The sequence below is a fragment of the Paenibacillus sp. RU5M genome, assembly GCF_900221055.1.
GTDB lineage: Bacteria > Bacillota > Bacilli > Paenibacillales > Paenibacillaceae > Paenibacillus > Paenibacillus marchantiae.
On record NZ_OBQM01000004.1, the window covers coordinates 521,491 to 538,158 of the forward strand.

Sequence of the window (16,668 nt, forward strand, 5' to 3'; positions counted from 1 at the left end):
AAACCGGAACAAACAGCAACAGGCATGAAGTATGAAGCAACCCCAATCTCTGCTTTACGGAGCTCTTGGGGTTTTTTCTATAAAAGAGACTTGAACTACACCTATACTAAATTCGTATGTGGTATCTTGTTTGTCAGAGAAATATAGGAGGCGAAGAACCGTGGCGCCATTCACGATGATGGATATCAAATTGCTGTGCGGGGTCACGGCTTTCAAACGGGGAGAAGCGTATAACCAATCTGGGAGGGTGACCAATCTGGTTGCCAGTCAGGATGAACGTCATTACGAAGCTGTGGTTCGAGGTACAGAACGATACAAAGTAACGGTTGATCTGGATGATGCAGGTGAGGTTGTTGCCGGATGCAGTTGTCCGGGCGATGGGAGATATTATGACTATTGCAAACATGTGGCTGCCGTTTTGCTGGCGATTCATGAATGGGGAGAACAGCGTGACACGGGCTCTCAAACATCCTCGAAGCTGGTGTCTAAACCTGATCGTGGCTCCAGTTCCAGAGTAGGAACGCTGGTGGAGGAGAATGAGTGGGAGCGTCCAAACTCCATTTCAAATACCGACTCAGTAATGAATGTGGGATCTCATTCAACTTCATCTGCTCAGGCCTTTGCAGCCGAGCCATTGTCTTCCGAATCCAAGCTTGATGACCATTCGGATATGGATCGTCCGTCCGTACATTTCGCTCAAGTGGGTCGACCAAGCTCGGCTCCTGGATGGGGTAGATCAGCAGATAAACCTTCCTACCGCACAGCAGATCAGATTCTTTCCATGTTTGCCAAAGAACGCAGCCCCCTGCAATCAAATGATCGTAAATACACTGCGCCTGTAACCCGGTCTTCATTGCGGGAGGAGCTGCAGCTCCAATTTATATGCAAGCTTGTTCAAGTTCACAAAGGCGGAGCCAAACTCGCGCTTGAACTGAAAGTAGGAAATAAACGCCTGTATGTAGTTCAGAAAGTGAAGCAATTCCTGAATTGCATTGAGAATGGTGAGCCGATGTCGTTTACCAAGCTATTTTTCTACGACCCTTCAATGCATTATTTTCGGCCACAGGATCAGGCGATCTTGTCTATGCTTATTCGGATGAGGCAGAGTGAGGAAGCTTACCGAGAATCCATCTCCGGTTACTTGGGTGCTTCAGACGGAAGAGATATATTGATTGCTCCTCTGGTCTGGAAGCCTCTATTGGATTTGCTGCTGCAGGCAGATAGCCGGATGGAGGGAACAGGGTTAGCCAATGGTCCACTCACTTTGGGTGAAGGTGCACTGCCATTATTTTATCGTATTGCGCAGGGGACTAATGAAGGATATCAGCTTGAGATTTCCGGATTGCGTGAGTTAATTCTTCTTCCAGCCTATGATGCTGCCGTGGTGGAAGGGCAATTGCATATGTTGGAGCCGATGCAGATGCGAAGTCTGGAGGATTTGAGCAGAGCGCTCACTTCTTATGGAATCAAGGAAAGTATCGATATTTCTGCTCAGCAGGTGGATGAATTCGTGCAGCATGTAGTGCCGGAATTGCGTACACTTGGACATCTGTCGATCGACTCCCAGGTGAGAGAACGAATCGCAGAGCCGGAGCTTGCGCCAAAGTTGTATATTGATTTCTACCGGGAACGGATTACTGCGCGTCTGGAGTTTGATTACGTTGTAATGGTGATTAATCCGCTGGCCGAATATTTGATCGATGAGGAAGAGAAAAAGGTGATTTTGGTACGTGACCGTCATGGGGAGCGTAACCTAATCGACCGACTAGATCGCTCTTTCCTGGAACGGGATGGCAGTGTATGGGCAAGTGAACGAGAAGATGCGGTATACGATGTGATGTATCATTTGCTGCCGGAGCTTGAGAAGCAGGTAGATGTCTATATCCCGAATGCGGTGAAGGCCATGATGCAATCCTATCCGACACCGCCGAAAGTTCGGGCAGATCTGGGCAAAGGCTTGGATTGGCTGGAGATCTCATTCGAGATGGAAGGTGTAGATGAGCTGGAGCTTCAGGAAATTATGCGCAGCATTGTGGAAAAGAAACCGTATTTCCGCTTGCGCAGCGGTGTGTTTGTCTCTCTCGAAAATGACGGAGCGGACAGCTTTGCACACATGACGGATTCGCTTGGACTGGCGTCGGGCGATATCAATGGCAGTCATATTCGTCTGCCAGCAGTTCGAGCCTTGCAGCTTCCTGGCCGAGACGAGGTTTCGGGCCATGTGAAGTGGGGAGGTTCTCTGAAACGTTTCCTGGATGATCTTCGTGATCCCGAGCGGATGGATTTTGCATTACCGGATGCGCTTGCTCCCGTGTTGCGTGATTATCAGGCCAGTGGATATCAGTGGCTGCGTACACTCGCATTTTACCGATTTGGCGGTATCCTGGCAGATGATATGGGACTTGGTAAAACGCTGCAAAGTATTGCCTATATCGCGGCAGAACTGAAAGAAAAGCCGAAACAGCACATAAGCAATCCAGGTGATGTTGATTACACTGTCAATGAGGGAACTTTCGGGAATAACATCCCAGATGAAGTACAGGCCGGACTGTTGGACCAACAAGCTACTCATCCCCCGGTACTCGTCGTTGCACCAGCTTCGTTAACGTACAACTGGGCGAATGAATTTGCCCGATTTGCGCCGCATTTGCGAGTTCTGATTGCGGCTGGGCAGAAAGACGAACGAGCCAGTATGCTCGCAGGCATGGATGACGCAGATGTTATTGTGACGTCCTACCCGCTATTGCGCCGCGATCTGGACACATATCTCGGGAGAACGTTTCATACGCTTATTTTGGATGAAGCCCAGTCTATCAAGAACTCTTCTTCCCAGACAGCCCAAGCGGTTAAACAGATTGAGGCACCACGTCGCTTCGCTCTTACAGGAACACCCGTGGAGAACTCATTGGATGAGCTATGGTCGATCTTTGAAGCGGTTTTCCCGGGCCTATTTCCAAGCTATCGCAGATTCCGGGACCTGCCTCCTGAACGAATCGCGCGAATGGTCCGTCCGTTTATTCTTCGCCGTCTGAAGAAAGATGTGCTGGAGGAATTGCCGGATCGTATTGAAACCGTTCAGCGCTCCGAGCTGAAGGACGAACAGAAGAAACTGTATGCCGCGTACCTGTCTCAGCTTCAGGATGAGACATCCAAGGATATGGAAGAGAACGGCTTTCAGAAGAACCGGATTAAAATACTGGCTGGTATTACACGCCTGCGCCAGTTGTGCTGTCATCCCGCTCTCTTTGTGGAGGGTTATCAAGGGGATTCCGGGAAAATGGAGCAGCTGCTGGAGACGGTCCAGGATTGTCTCGCTGCTGGGAAACGCATTCTCATCTTCTCCCAGTTCGCTAGCATGCTGAATCTGATTCGACAGACGCTCGCTGCACAGGGGAGAGATTTGTTCTACCTGGATGGTCAGACACCTGCACAGACTCGGGTAGAGATGTGTCGCAGATTCAACGAGGGTGAAGCTGAGCTTTTCCTGATCTCCTTGAAGGCTGGCGGTACCGGATTGAACTTAACAGGTGCAGATACTGTTATTTTATATGACCTTTGGTGGAATCCCGCCGTGGAAGAACAGGCCATCGGACGTGCCCATCGTATGGGGCAGAAACAAGTCGTACAGGTTATCCGCCTCGTTACGGAAGGTACGATTGAAGAGAAGATTCTGGAGCTGCAGCAGCGCAAAAAAGATTTGATTGCCGAAGTCATTGAACCCGGAGATCGAGGATCGACCACCTTATCCGAGCAGGATATCCGGGAGCTGTTGATGGTATAATGAAGTCTAGCCAAATTCGTATTCGATTTATCTAATATATAATTATTTCTCCACCAGAAGGGGCGGATCTAGCGTGCGTATTCGCAAAGCAATCATTCCAGCGGCCGGGCTCGGTACCCGGTTTCTGCCTGCCACGAAGGCGATGCCCAAGGAGATGTTGCCAATCGTTGACAAACCAACGATCCAGTACATTATTGAAGAAGCCGTGGCTTCAGGCATTGAGGATATCATTATCGTAACAGGTAAAGGTAAACGGGCCATCGAGGATCATTTTGACTATTCATTCGAGCTGGAGCAGAATCTTGCTGGTAAACAGAAATGGGATCTGCTGAATGAAGTTCGCAAACCCTCCGAGATGGCAGACATCCATTATATCCGTCAAAAGGAACCGAAGGGTCTGGGACACGCCATCTGGTGTGCCCGCAAGTTTATCGGAAACGAACCATTTGCCGTGCTACTGGGGGATGACATCGTGGAATCCAATCATCCTTGTCTTCAGCAGATGATCGAAGTTTATGATGAATTGCAATCTCCGATCGTAGGTGTGCAGCCTGTTGATTGGAGCGAAGTGTCACGTTACGGGATTGTGGACGGGGAATTGGTATCTCGCACCGAAGATCGTGTGTACCGTGCGCGTCGTTTGATCGAGAAACCGAAGACGGAAGAATCACCTTCCAATTTGGCGATTATGGGACGTTATATTCTGACGCCGGATATCTTCGATATTCTTGGTCAGCAGTCTGTTGGCGTGGGTGGAGAAATCCAGTTAACGGATGCCTTGTCCCGTCTGAATGACCAGCGGCAGATTCTAGCCTATCACTTTGACGGCCTGCGTCATGATGTTGGGGAGAAGCTTGGTTTTATTGAAACCACGATTCATTATGCCCTTCAGCGCCCGGATTTGCGGGAGGATTTGTTGAAGTATTTGGAGCATATAGTACAGAACAAATAGAGAAATCGCTATGATCAAGCCCAGCCGAAAGTAAAACACCGGCTGGGTTTTAATTATTTTATGGTACAACGTATTGAAATATCATGATTTAACCAGGCCAATGAACGATCACTTGCCCGATGCTTTACATATACATAGATTAATATGAAGAAATGCTGTTAATAGCAATAACGGAGGGATAACATGAAGGTGATTCCGCTGTTTATGGATGGCGCAGCTATATTGGAACCTAAGGTTTATGGCGATCATCGGGGATATTTCATGGAAAGTTATAATGAGCGTGTTCTGTATGAAAATGGTATTCATCATGTGTTTGTTCAGGACAATCAATCCCTGTCCGCCGAAGCTGGAGTTCTTCGCGGACTTCATTACCAGCTTCAGCCCAGAGCACAGACCAAGTTGGTCAGAGTAATATCCGGAGCCATCTATGATGTTATTGTAGATATTCGTACGACTTCACCAACCTTTGGACAGTGGAAAAGTGTCATTCTTAGTGAGTATAATCAGCGGCAGTTGCTTGTCCCCCAAGGTTTCGCTCATGGATTCTGTACACTGGTGCCACATACACAGGTGACATACAAGGTGGATGCATACTATTCGCCTGAACATGACCGGGGTATTTTGTGGAACGATCCAGCGCTCGGGATTGATTGGCCTGTGTCGGATCCCATTCTCTCCGAGAAAGACCAGAAGCACCCTTTACTTCAAGGGGCGGAACTGAATTTTGGCTAACTAAAACAAGCTTCTCGGATCGAACAGTATCTGGGGGCAGAAGGAGAGAGATAACATGAAACTGCTCGTTACTGGAGGGGCTGGATTTATTGGCAGCAACTTTGTGATGTATATGCTTCGTGAGCATCCTGATTATGAAATTGTTAACGTGGATTCCTTAACGTATGCGGGCAACCTTGAGAATTTGCAATCCGTAGAATCGAATTCTCAATATACGTTTATCCGAGCGGATATCACTGACGTTCAGCAAATGGAACAAATTATTTCCCAAGGGATCGATGTAATCGTCAATTTTGCGGCTGAGTCTCATGTGGATCGCAGCATTCTGTCCCCCGATATTTTTGTGCGCACCAATGTACTCGGAACTCAGGTGTTGCTGGATGCCGCGAAGAAATATCAGGTTACCAAATATGTTCAGGTGTCTACGGATGAAGTATATGGTTCACTTGGTCCAACAGGTTTGTTTACAGAAGAGACGCCTTTGATGCCGAACAGTCCTTACTCTGCCAGTAAAGCGGGTGGGGATTTGCTTGTAAGAGCGTATCATGAAACCTTTGGTTTGCCTGTAAACATTACACGTTGTTCGAACAATTATGGACCTTTCCAATTTCCAGAGAAACTTATACCGCTTATTATATCTCGTGCATTAAATGATGAGGCTATTCCTATCTACGGCGATGGGCTTAATATTCGTGATTGGCTCTATGTAGAAGATCACTGTAGTGCTATCGATCTGGTCATTCATAATGGCAAGATTGGAGAGGTATATAACATCGGAGGAAATAACGAACGTACTAATATATATATTGTTGAAAAGATTCTAGAACAACTAGGCAAACCTGCAAGTTTGATTCAATATGTACAGGATCGATTGGGGCACGACCGACGTTATGGGATTGACCCGACCAAATTGCATACTGAACTTGGCTGGAAGCCCGTGCACAATTTTGAGACAGGGATTAAGGAAACCATCCAGTGGTATCTGAATCATCAGGAATGGTGGACACGAATTCAATCAGGTACGTATCAAGATTATGTAAAACTTCAATATGGCGATCGAATGGGTGATCCTACAGAATGAAGTATAGAGTGATGGTGACAGGGGCTGCCGGACAGCTCGGATACGATGTTGTAAAGACATTTCAAGCAGGTGGTCATGATGTCATGGCCTGTGACAGGGATCAATTGGACATTACCGACCAACAGCAATGTAGAGAAACCATTAACGCTTTTCAGCCTCACATCATCGTTCATTGTGCTGCCTATACAGCCGTTGATAAGGCCGAGACAGATGAGGATATGGCGTACACAGTCAATGTAACAGGCACTAGAAATATAGCCGTTGCTGCAGAGAAAGTGAAAGCCAAACTGATTTATATTAGTACCGATTACGTATTTGATGGCACGGCAACGAGGCCTTATCAGGAATTTGATTTGACGAATCCGCAGACCGTGTATGGCAAGGCAAAGCTTGCCGGAGAGAGACTGGTCGAGAGTCTCTGCACGCGATGGTTTATTATACGAACATCATGGGTGTTTGGAGTACACGGCAGTAATTTTGTCAAAACCATGTTGGAACTTCTAGAAAAGCGTCCCCGACTTCAGGTGGTTCATGATCAACAAGGATCGCCCACATATACTGTGGATTTAGCCAGACTCGTGAGTAACCTTTCATTAACTGAGAAATATGGTATCTACCATGCCTCTAATTCTGGAACATGCACCTGGTATGAATTTGCACAGGCCATTGCAGAAGAAGCATCCAAGCAATCCGGATTCAAACAGAGTGCTGTTCTCGAGCCTTGTACCACCGGGCAATTCCCACGTCCTGCTCCTCGACCTCAATATTCCGTAATGGATCATCTCGCTATTCGTACAAACGGTCTGCCACCCATGAGAGCTTGGCGCGAAGCTTTGATCGCATTTCTGAATGAATTGAGTGTGCAACAAACCGAATAGATGGTGCTTCTTATCCATCCGAAATACTGCATCACTAGATTTAACAGCAGCCTTCGGGCGGCTTTTTGTTTTACACCTCTCCAATCAGGGTAGTTAGCTATCAAAAAGGAAAAACCGCACATGCTTCGTCATATCATGTTATTCGTACTCTTTTTCTTCCCTACCACCCTGATAAGGATGTGAACGCCATATGAAACGAATTGCCGCCGTCATTACACTACTCATCGTAACCGTGGGCACACTCTTTTTTGCCTATGACAGTCAGAGTGAGGAGCAGCACGATGGGTTTACGGCCTATCGACTGATTGCTCATGCCATGGGCAGTATCCGTGAGCAGCCCTACACCAACGCCTATGAGGCGATGATTGCCAATTATGAGAAGGGCACACGTGTGTTTGAGATTGACTTTATGCTGACCTCGGACCGCAAAGCAGTAGCCAGACATGAATGGACCGCCAACATGAGCAAAATGCTGGGACAGGACGAGGAGTTACCCGAAGACAAACAGGCTGGGGCATTGACACATGATGAATTTATGAATACCCCCATTCTGGGCATGTACCAACCGATGGATGCCGACGGCATTATGGATGTATTGGCCAAGTACCCGGATATGTATATCGTGACCGATACCAAAGAACAGAAGGACGAGGATATTCAGCAGGTGCTGAAATCACTCGTGGACGCAGCCAAGAAACATGACTCTTCAATCCTTAATCGGGTTGTAGTTCAGATTTATAACGAGCCAATGCTCGAAACCGTGAAAGAAATCTACGCTTTTCCTTCTATTATTTATACCCTTTATGCTACGCAGGATACTGAAGCCCAGGTGGTTGATTTTGTACAAAAGAATGACATCGATGCCGTAACCATGCCGGAATATAAAGTAAACCAGAATTTCGTTGCCAAGCTGAAGCAGGCAGGAGCCGTCACCTACGTTCATACCATTAATGACACCGATCAGGTAGCGAACTATGAGAAATGGGGCGTGTACGGCGTGTATTCGGATGTATTAACCGAGCAGGAACTGGATGAGATGAACACACGTTTTGCCTGGAAACCTTGAGTATAAAATTATGATTCAGAGGTTGCGGTATCCCTACTTGAGACTTTGGATCCAACTCTACTCAAGATATTGATGTTCGAAGTGGCACCAGGCGCTGGCTTAAATTCTGTAGCATCACATCCCTGCCATCTAAAATTACAGGCTTCTCCTGCAATTCCAGGGAAAAGTCTGTGATTTTTTGTTCCCCTTTTTATACGAACATTGACACTCACTCCCTGCTGACTTAGACTTAGTTTACAAGCTTTTTAGGATGCAGAAGAACCTCTGGAGGAATGTTCGTTGATAGACATGATTAAGCAGTGGAGACATGTATTTAAGCTAGACCCGGACCGGGAAATAACGGATGAAGCACTTGACCTGATCTGCATGTCGGGTACCGATGCCATTATTGTTGGCGGGTCTTCGGGAATTACCTATGACAACACGGTGGACCTGATGTCCAGAGTACGTCGCTACGAGCTGCCCTGTGTGCTTGAAGTATCCGATCTGGAGGCAGTTGTGCCTGGTTTTGACGGATATCTGATTCCGATGGTGCTGAATGCAACGGATAGCAAATGGATGATCGGACAGCACCAGCAAGCCATCGAACGTTACGGTTATCTGATCCCATGGGATCTGCTTATTGCAGAAGGCTATATTGTCCTCAATGCCGACTCCACTGTTGCCCGAATGACTGGAGCGGATACGGAATTGACGACTGATGCTGCAGTTGCTTACGCCCAGGCTGCGGAACGTCTGCTAAACCTACCTATCGTATACATGGAGTACAGCGGAACGTTTGGAGATATGGAGTTGGTTGGAGAGACACACAGACAACTCACCAAGGCACATCTCATCTATGGCGGCGGGATTGATAGTCCGGAGAAAGCTGGACAAGCTGCTCAGGTCGCAGACACCGTAGTGGTTGGCAACATTGTGTACAGTGATTTGCACAAGGCGTTGGAGACTGTCCAAGCTGTGAAACAATCCATTTAATCGGTTTAGTTTACCATTCCCCCAATTTCCCCTCTTGATCTGTTAAAATAGAACTTTGACCTTACTATTATAGAACAGCTTTTATAAGGATTAATTATCTTTTACACTAAAACGGAGAAGGCGGAACCGATCTGGAGAAACGAAGTGTTCGCCTTTATCACCGGATTTTCCCTTTGGAGAAGGGAATCAAAAAAATCTGGGGATAACAGCGATCGAAGGACGGTTCTGCAATCGGAGTCCTAGTGTAACCTCTGAATTAGACTTTATATTTCAACCAATGAAAGGAGCATGCATGCATGCAACCTGTAAATATACATGATGCCGTAGCACGGCTTAACACCCCTCAACGGCAAGCCGTCGAGGCGACGGATGGACCACTGTTGATTATGGCTGGAGCGGGCAGTGGCAAGACCCGTGTGCTAACACACCGGATTGCCTATCTTATTGCAACACGAAAAGCACCCCCTTGGGGTATTTTGGCTATTACGTTTACGAACAAAGCGGCACGCGAGATGCAAGACCGGGTATCCCAACTGGTTGGCAGCTCTCAGGGGCGTGACATCTGGGTATCAACGTTTCACTCCATGTGTGTGCGTATTCTGCGCCGTGACATTGAACGCATCGGCTTCACCTCCAATTTCAGCATTTTGGATTCATCTGACCAATTATCTGTCATTCGTAGTTGTATGAAAGACCAGAACATCGACACCAAGAAATTTGAGCCAAAAGCCGTTCAATCGATGATGAGCACCGCGAAGAATGAATTGATCAGTCCGGAGCAATATGAGAAACAGGCTGCTGACTATTTTGAAGGCATTGTGGCGAAAGTGTATAAGATGTACCAAAAACGGCTCAGAGCCAACAACTCGCTCGATTTTGATGATCTCATCATGGCGACTATTCAACTTTTCAAAGAGGTACCGGAAGTTCTCGACTTTTACCAAAAGAAATTCCAGTACATTCACGTGGATGAGTACCAGGATACCAACCGTGCGCAGTACATGCTTTGCCGTATGCTTGCTGATAGTCATCACCGCATTTGCGTCGTAGGGGATAGTGACCAATCGATCTATCGCTGGCGTGGAGCGGATATCAGCAACATCCTGAATTTTGAGAAAGACTACCCTGAAGCCAATACGATTTTGCTCGAGCAAAACTATCGTTCCACTTCGAATATCCTGAATGCAGCGAATGAGGTAATCGGCCTGAATACTGGGCGCAAACCGAAGAAACTGTGGACGGACAAAGAGGGTGGCTCAAAGATCAAGGTGTACCGTGCGGATTCCGAACATGATGAGGGGTATTTTGTAACCTCTGAGATTAGTAAAAATGTGAAGAACGGCAAATCCTATCAGAACCATGCCATTTTGTACCGTACCAACGCCCAGTCCCGGGTTATAGAGGAAATTCTGATCAAGTCTGATATTCCGTATCAGATCGTTGGCGGCATCAAGTTCTATGATCGTAAAGAGATCAAGGACATTCTGGCGTATCTGCGCCTGCTTTCGAACCCCGATGATGACATCAGCCTTACCCGGATTATTAATGTACCAAAACGCAGCATTGGTGATACAACGGTAGCGAAGCTGGCAGCTGCAGCAGGAGAACGAGGGATTTCAATATACCGTGTGCTTCAGGTCGTGGACGATCTCGGTTTTGCCGGTCGAACGCGGAATGCGCTGGTGGAGTTCTATGACATGATCGCCGCGCTGCATCAGATGGTAGAATACTTGTCTGTGACCGAATTGACCGAGAAGATTCTCGAGATGAGCCAGTACCGACTTGAGATGCAAAATGAAAACACACTCGAATCCCGTGCACGGTTGGAGAACATTGATGAGTTCCTGTCCGTTACCATGGAATTTGAGAAAAATAATGAAGACAAAACACTTGTTTCGTTCCTCACCGATCTCGCACTGATTGCGGATATCGACAGCATGAACGATGATGAAGAGGATCAGAGTGACGCAGTTACCCTGATGACGATGCACAGTGCCAAAGGTCTGGAATTCCCTGTCGTCTTTATCGTTGGTATGGAGGAAGGAGTTTTCCCACACAGCCGGGCCTTTATGGATAACGAGGAGCTGGAGGAAGAACGCAGACTGGCTTATGTGGGCATTACGCGTGCGGAAGAACAACTCTTCCTGTCTTGCGCGCAAATGCGGACCTTGTTCGGACGCACAACGGCGAACCCGCCTTCACGTTTCCTGGATGAAATTCCTGATGAGCTAAAAGAAGATACCTCCATCGCTCGTGACCGCTACCGTCGTGGTAGCAGCGCAGGTGGATCATATGGTGGCCGTGGACTTGGTGCCAGTGGAGGAAGCAACTTTGGTGGCGGAGCAAGCAAGCTGTTTGATCGTCAGAGCCAAAGCGGTTCTTCCGCTTCGTCAGTTACTTCCTCACGGGTTACCATGAGTACGTCGTCCAGCACATCCAGCACGCCTGCCCCGTCGTCGGCATCTAAACCGGTCGCTGCCGGAGCTGGTTCTGACGGATTCAAAGCCGGAGATAAAGTACAACACGGCAAATGGGGGACGGGTACCATTGTTGGGGTGAAAGGCACGGGTAATGACACAGAGCTTCAGATCGCATTCCCTGCTCCAGTTGGCCTAAAACGTCTGCTTGCAGGCTTTGCCCCAATCACCAAAGTGGAATAGATATTCATGAACGAACTTAGAGATTGCTCTAACGTTCGTTCTACATAGATCCAAATTATAATAACGGAGGGATGGCCCTGTATGGACCCGATGCACCGGATGGAGCAACTCGTTACCGAGCTGAACCAGCATAATTATCAGTACTACACGATGGATCAGCCGCAGATCAGTGATAAGGAGTATGATCTTCTGTACGACGAACTGGTTACGCTGGAACAGGAGAGTGGCATGGTTTTACCTGATTCTCCGACACAGCGTATGGGTGGTGAACTGCTCAAAGGGTTTACACCGCATCGCCATTTATCCTCATTGTGGAGCTTGGACAAAGCCCAGAATATAGAGCAGCTGCGAAACTGGAATACTCGTGTGCTCAAGCTGGTCAATGACTTCAACACCAAAAATCCAGACAATCCGTTGCCCGAACCCGGCTATGTGATCGAACTGAAGTTTGACGGTTTGACACTGAATCTAACGTACACAAACGGTGAGTTGGTTCAAGCCTCTACGCGTGGAAACGGAACTGTAGGGGAGGGTATTTTGGCTCAAGTTAGAACCATTAAATCTGTTCCGCTCAAAATCCCGTATACAGGTGGCACGATTGAAGTCCAGGGTGAAGGCATCATGAACCTGTCTGTATTGAATCGATATAATGAAACAGCAGCAGAGCCGCTCAAAAATGCCCGGAATGCCGCAGCAGGAGCACTGCGCAACTTAAATCCGAAGACTACCGCTGAGCGGCGATTGAACGCCTATTTCTATAATGTAGGTTATTCGGATGATATTCAGTTTGCCAACCATCAGGAGATGATGGATTTTCTCCGTGAGAATCGATTTAAAGTCAATCCATCCATTACGTATTTCCATGAGTTTGATGATGTGATGGAGCAGTTGGCTGCGATACAAGAGAGCCGTGGTCAACTGGACTACCTGATCGATGGAGCTGTTATCAAAATCACAGACATGCGCACCCGTGAGGCACTAGGCTACACAGATAAATTCCCTCGTTGGGCGGTAGCGTACAAGTTCGAGGCGGAAGAGACCACAACCGTTCTGAACTCTGTTGTCTGGAATGTGGGCCGTACTGGCAAAGTAACTCCACTTGCTCGAGTTGAACCGGTTGAGCTAGCTGGGGTAACGGTACAGAACTGTACATTGAATAACGTAGGTGACATTGAGCGGAAAAATCTGAAGTTTGCTTTGGGTACACGTGTCTTTATCCGTCGTTCCAATGATGTTATTCCTGAGATACTGGGTAAAGTGACTGAAGAGAGTGACGGCGAGGAAATCGTGTTCCCTGAGCAATGTCCGGCATGTGGATTCCCGCTGGAACAGCGTGGAGCGCATTTATTCTGTAACAACAAGCTGGCGTGCAAACCGCAGACGGTGGCCCGGATTTCTCATTTTGCTTCCCGTGATGCTATGGACATTGAGACATTCAGCGAGAAAACGGCGATTCAGCTGTACGATGAATTGAACGTGCGTGAGCCTGCTGACCTGTATACATTGCAATTCGATGATTTGGTGAAGCTGGAGCGGTTTGGTGAAAAGAAAGCGAACAACCTTATTGCTGCACTGGAGCAGAGCAAGGATCGTGACCTCGCTTCGTTCCTATATTCACTGGGTATTCCGAATACAGGTAAATCGACTACACGTATGCTGGCTGATCATTACCGCGACCTGCATGCCATTATGAATGCAACGGCAGAGGAACTCGTTGAACTACCCGATGTAGGTGGTATTGTAGCTGAGAGCATTGTGACTTTCTTTGCAGACCCGTTTACACAGGCAGCTATCGAGAAGATGCTGAATTTGGGCGTGAAAGCTCAGGCGCCTGAGGCACCAGCAACGATTGTGGAAGATTCCTTCTTCAGTGGCAAAACGGTCGTGCTGACCGGAACGCTGCATCAACTCACGCGGGAAGAGGCAACGCAACGACTCGAAGCGCTTGGAGCGAAGGTAACGGGCAGTGTCTCCAAAAAGACAGACCTTGTTATTGCTGGAGAGAAGGCAGGTTCTAAACTGACCAAAGCTCATGATCTCGGTATTCCTACCATTGAGGATGAGGACGAACTTGTACGTCTTTTAAATCAAGAGGGATAGATTCTGAATGTGAAGTAGGCTTTGAATAAATCGCAGCTTAACTGGAATAAGTAATAGATAACTTAAAGACCCCTGTACCACGAATAGTGGAACGGGGGTCTTCTGTTTGTACATTTATTTAAACTCAACTACATACCGGCAGTAACTCGAATCAGGAACGCGCCTGAGAAGCACCAGTAAGCCATGCATCCTTGTCATAACCTCGTTCTTCCCAGTAGCCGATATGTTCGCTGTCAATCAGTTCAATACGATTCAGCCACTTGACAGACTTATAGGCATACATCTGGGGAATGACCAATCGTACCGGACCGCCCAAATCTGCCGGGATCGGTTTGCCGTCATGCATGACAGCTACCATAATATCATCCATCTGTGCCTGATCCATCGTAATAGCATCCGTATATACACCGTCCCCGGAGTAGAACTTGACGCTGTGCGCTTCGGGTTTCACTCCGGCTTGGGTCAGTAATTGCTTAAGAGATATGCCTTCCCAAGTGTTCTTATATACAGACCAGCCTGTAACGCAATGAAAGTCACTGACCTGAACGGTACGTGCAAGCTTCACGAACTGCTCCCAGTTCCATACCTGTGCGCGTTCGACAAGCCCATCAATCCGGAATGACCAGTTTGCATTGGAAAAGGAAGGTATCGGTGTTACCGTGTATACGCGAAAATGACCTTCAGCCCCGCCTCCGACGGGAGTGGAGGAAGTTGGCAGCGCTTGTGGCAAAGGCACCATGTGATTGGGATCGTTCTCCAGCATGCTGTCAATACTGTTGTCTAGTTTGAGGTTTCGTCCAACCCATGATATAAAAGTAGGTCCCAAAGTCACAGCTAGGCCCACGCCTACAGCAGACCGAATAAATGCCCGCCGTGTATACACGGGTTGAGGTTTCTCTGGTTGATGGAGAGGACTCTCCTTAATGGTACGTATAGATTCGGTAGAAACTATCGCTGCTGGCGTCGTATATTCATCAGGAGCATCAGTTGGATGCACCATATTTCTACCCTCTGCTACAACTGTCGTTGCTTTTACTGCACGGCGTGCAGGATCTTTTAACCATCTCGTTCGCGTGATGGAATGGTAGATAATATAAGGCAGGCCCACCCAAGTCAGCAAATCATGAACCAGAAGCGCGGCATTCGACCATCTCGGCCCAGCGAGCTTGAACTGCCATAACACTATACCTGATAACAGCCATCCTACCAGCAGTACAAGAACAACGATTGTATTTGCTCTCTGCCATGGCCTATTGCGAAGTTGTTTCCAGTGCTTTCCGGCCAAAAGTAAGTAATACACCACAGGTGCTAGCATAGCTAGACCGACGACAATATGTAGCCACTTTAACCATACGCGCCCAATCCCGAGTAACTCACGCCAGAAACCACCGACCAACATAAGACCTGATACCGCGAGGATAACAACAATCCAGGCATTCCAGGCATGAATGGAAACGAGCTTTTTACCATAACCCTTTCGAATGTTCTTCAGCCATTGCTTCATATGCTTTCACCCCATATAGGTTATTCATCAGAGCATCCTCGATATAAATGAAGCCGATTGTGATTAGAGACCGGTTCTGAATTTAGTATTATTGTGTACTGTGTCAGTGATTACTTGAACGGGAGTATCCTATTCATTCCTTATTCTATATTATATATACCTTATTATAGAGCGTTTGGATCACTTGTATCAAAAGGTGAAGGGAAACAATTCTAATATAAAAGTATCCTCTAATTGGTTATCTAATACTATTGGTTCACAAGTAGATGTACCCTTTCTGTTTTTAGTAAATAGAATTCATTTTTCAGTAACTCGAAGTATCTGTATGTAAATAGAGTTGATCCATCCGGATTCATATAATCTGTCGATTGATGTAGTTGAGAGTTTCGTTAGATAGCGGGAGTTGAAGATTATAAAGTATTTAGATAAAGGTTATTAAAAAGTGCTTGCTAAATAAATTAGATCATGATATATTATTTCTTGTCGCCTCAAGCGAATGATTGTCGAAACGCTTTGAACGCTGACGAAAAAAAAAGAGTTGACAGTTAGTTAGTCAACATGATAAGATAAGATTCCTGTCCGGTTGACAAGCATTAACACAAACGGACAACAAGTTCCTTGAAAACTGAACAAATGGATAGTAACTTTTGATTCATAATGAATCGTCAGTTTCAAAATGAGCTTATCGCTCTTTTCAATACCACCGATGATTTTCATAGCGTCTAACCACGCTGCTGAAATTCATCTTTATTGGAGAGTTTGATCCTGGCTCAGGACGAACGCTGGCGGCATGCCTAATACATGCAAGTCGAGCGGACTTGAAGAGAAGCTTGCTTCTCTGATGGTTAGCGGCGGACGGGTGAGTAACACGTAGGCAACCTGCCCTCAAGTTTGGGACAACTACCGGAAACGGTAGCTAATACCGAATAGTTGTTTTCT

Annotated in this window: 10 protein-coding genes and 1 rRNA gene; 10 read left to right on the plus strand and 1 reads right to left on the minus strand. The window is 47.2% G+C overall.

Annotated elements, in window-relative coordinates:
• The first annotated feature begins 160 nt into the window (after positions 1-160).
• The 9 genes from CRO25_RS16045 (at position 161) to ligA (ending at position 14,225) form a co-directional block, all read left to right on the plus strand.
• Positions 161-3,781, plus strand: a complete 3,621-nt coding sequence (locus tag CRO25_RS16045; protein WP_079695678.1) for a DEAD/DEAH box helicase — start codon at positions 161-163, stop codon at positions 3,779-3,781.
• A 73-nt stretch (positions 3,782-3,854) separates the two neighbouring features.
• Positions 3,855-4,733 (plus strand): UTP--glucose-1-phosphate uridylyltransferase GalU, encoded by an 879-nt coding sequence (galU, locus tag CRO25_RS16050; protein WP_064641967.1) that lies wholly within the window; start codon positions 3,855-3,857, stop codon positions 4,731-4,733.
• Positions 4,734-4,916: 183 nt separating this feature from the next.
• The gene (rfbC, locus tag CRO25_RS16055) at positions 4,917-5,465 is read left to right on the plus strand and encodes a dTDP-4-dehydrorhamnose 3,5-epimerase (protein ID WP_064641968.1); all 549 of its coding nucleotides are present in this window, start codon (positions 4,917-4,919) and stop codon (positions 5,463-5,465) included.
• Between the two features lie 55 nt (positions 5,466-5,520).
• On the plus strand, positions 5,521-6,546 hold the full coding sequence (gene rfbB / locus CRO25_RS16060; RefSeq protein WP_079695679.1) for a dTDP-glucose 4,6-dehydratase: 1,026 nt from the start codon (positions 5,521-5,523) through the stop codon (positions 6,544-6,546).
• Entirely contained in the window at positions 6,543-7,424 is an 882-nt protein-coding gene (gene rfbD, locus CRO25_RS16065) for a dTDP-4-dehydrorhamnose reductase (RefSeq protein ID WP_079695680.1), read from the plus strand. Before rfbB ends, rfbD begins: the two co-directional genes overlap by 4 nt.
• 190 nt (positions 7,425-7,614) lie before the next feature.
• Positions 7,615-8,490 (plus strand): phosphatidylinositol-specific phospholipase C/glycerophosphodiester phosphodiesterase family protein, encoded by an 876-nt coding sequence (locus CRO25_RS16070; RefSeq protein ID WP_063568268.1) that lies wholly within the window; start codon positions 7,615-7,617, stop codon positions 8,488-8,490.
• Between the two features lie 288 nt (positions 8,491-8,778).
• Positions 8,779-9,465 carry a heptaprenylglyceryl phosphate synthase gene (locus CRO25_RS16075; protein WP_372828777.1) on the plus strand — a complete coding sequence of 229 codons (687 nt, stop codon included), beginning with the start codon at positions 8,779-8,781 and terminating at the stop codon, positions 9,463-9,465.
• A 296-nt stretch (positions 9,466-9,761) separates the two neighbouring features.
• A complete protein-coding gene (pcrA, locus tag CRO25_RS16080; protein WP_079695682.1) occupies positions 9,762-12,125 on the plus strand; it encodes a DNA helicase PcrA in 2,364 nt (787 codons plus the stop codon).
• Between the two features lie 81 nt (positions 12,126-12,206).
• Positions 12,207-14,225 carry an NAD-dependent DNA ligase LigA gene (ligA, locus tag CRO25_RS16085; RefSeq protein ID WP_079695683.1) on the plus strand — a complete coding sequence of 673 codons (2,019 nt, stop codon included), beginning with the start codon at positions 12,207-12,209 and terminating at the stop codon, positions 14,223-14,225.
• 151 nt (positions 14,226-14,376) lie between these two features.
• Here the strand turns inward: ligA and CRO25_RS16090 are convergent, their stop codons facing one another.
• On the minus strand, positions 14,377-15,729 hold the full coding sequence (locus CRO25_RS16090; RefSeq protein ID WP_079695684.1) for a molybdopterin-dependent oxidoreductase: 1,353 nt from the start codon (positions 15,727-15,729) through the stop codon (positions 14,377-14,379).
• A gap of 747 nt (positions 15,730-16,476) precedes the next feature.
• Here CRO25_RS16090 and CRO25_RS16095 point away from each other — a divergent pair.
• A 16S ribosomal RNA gene (locus CRO25_RS16095) occupies positions 16,477-16,668 on the plus strand; the annotation flags it as partial.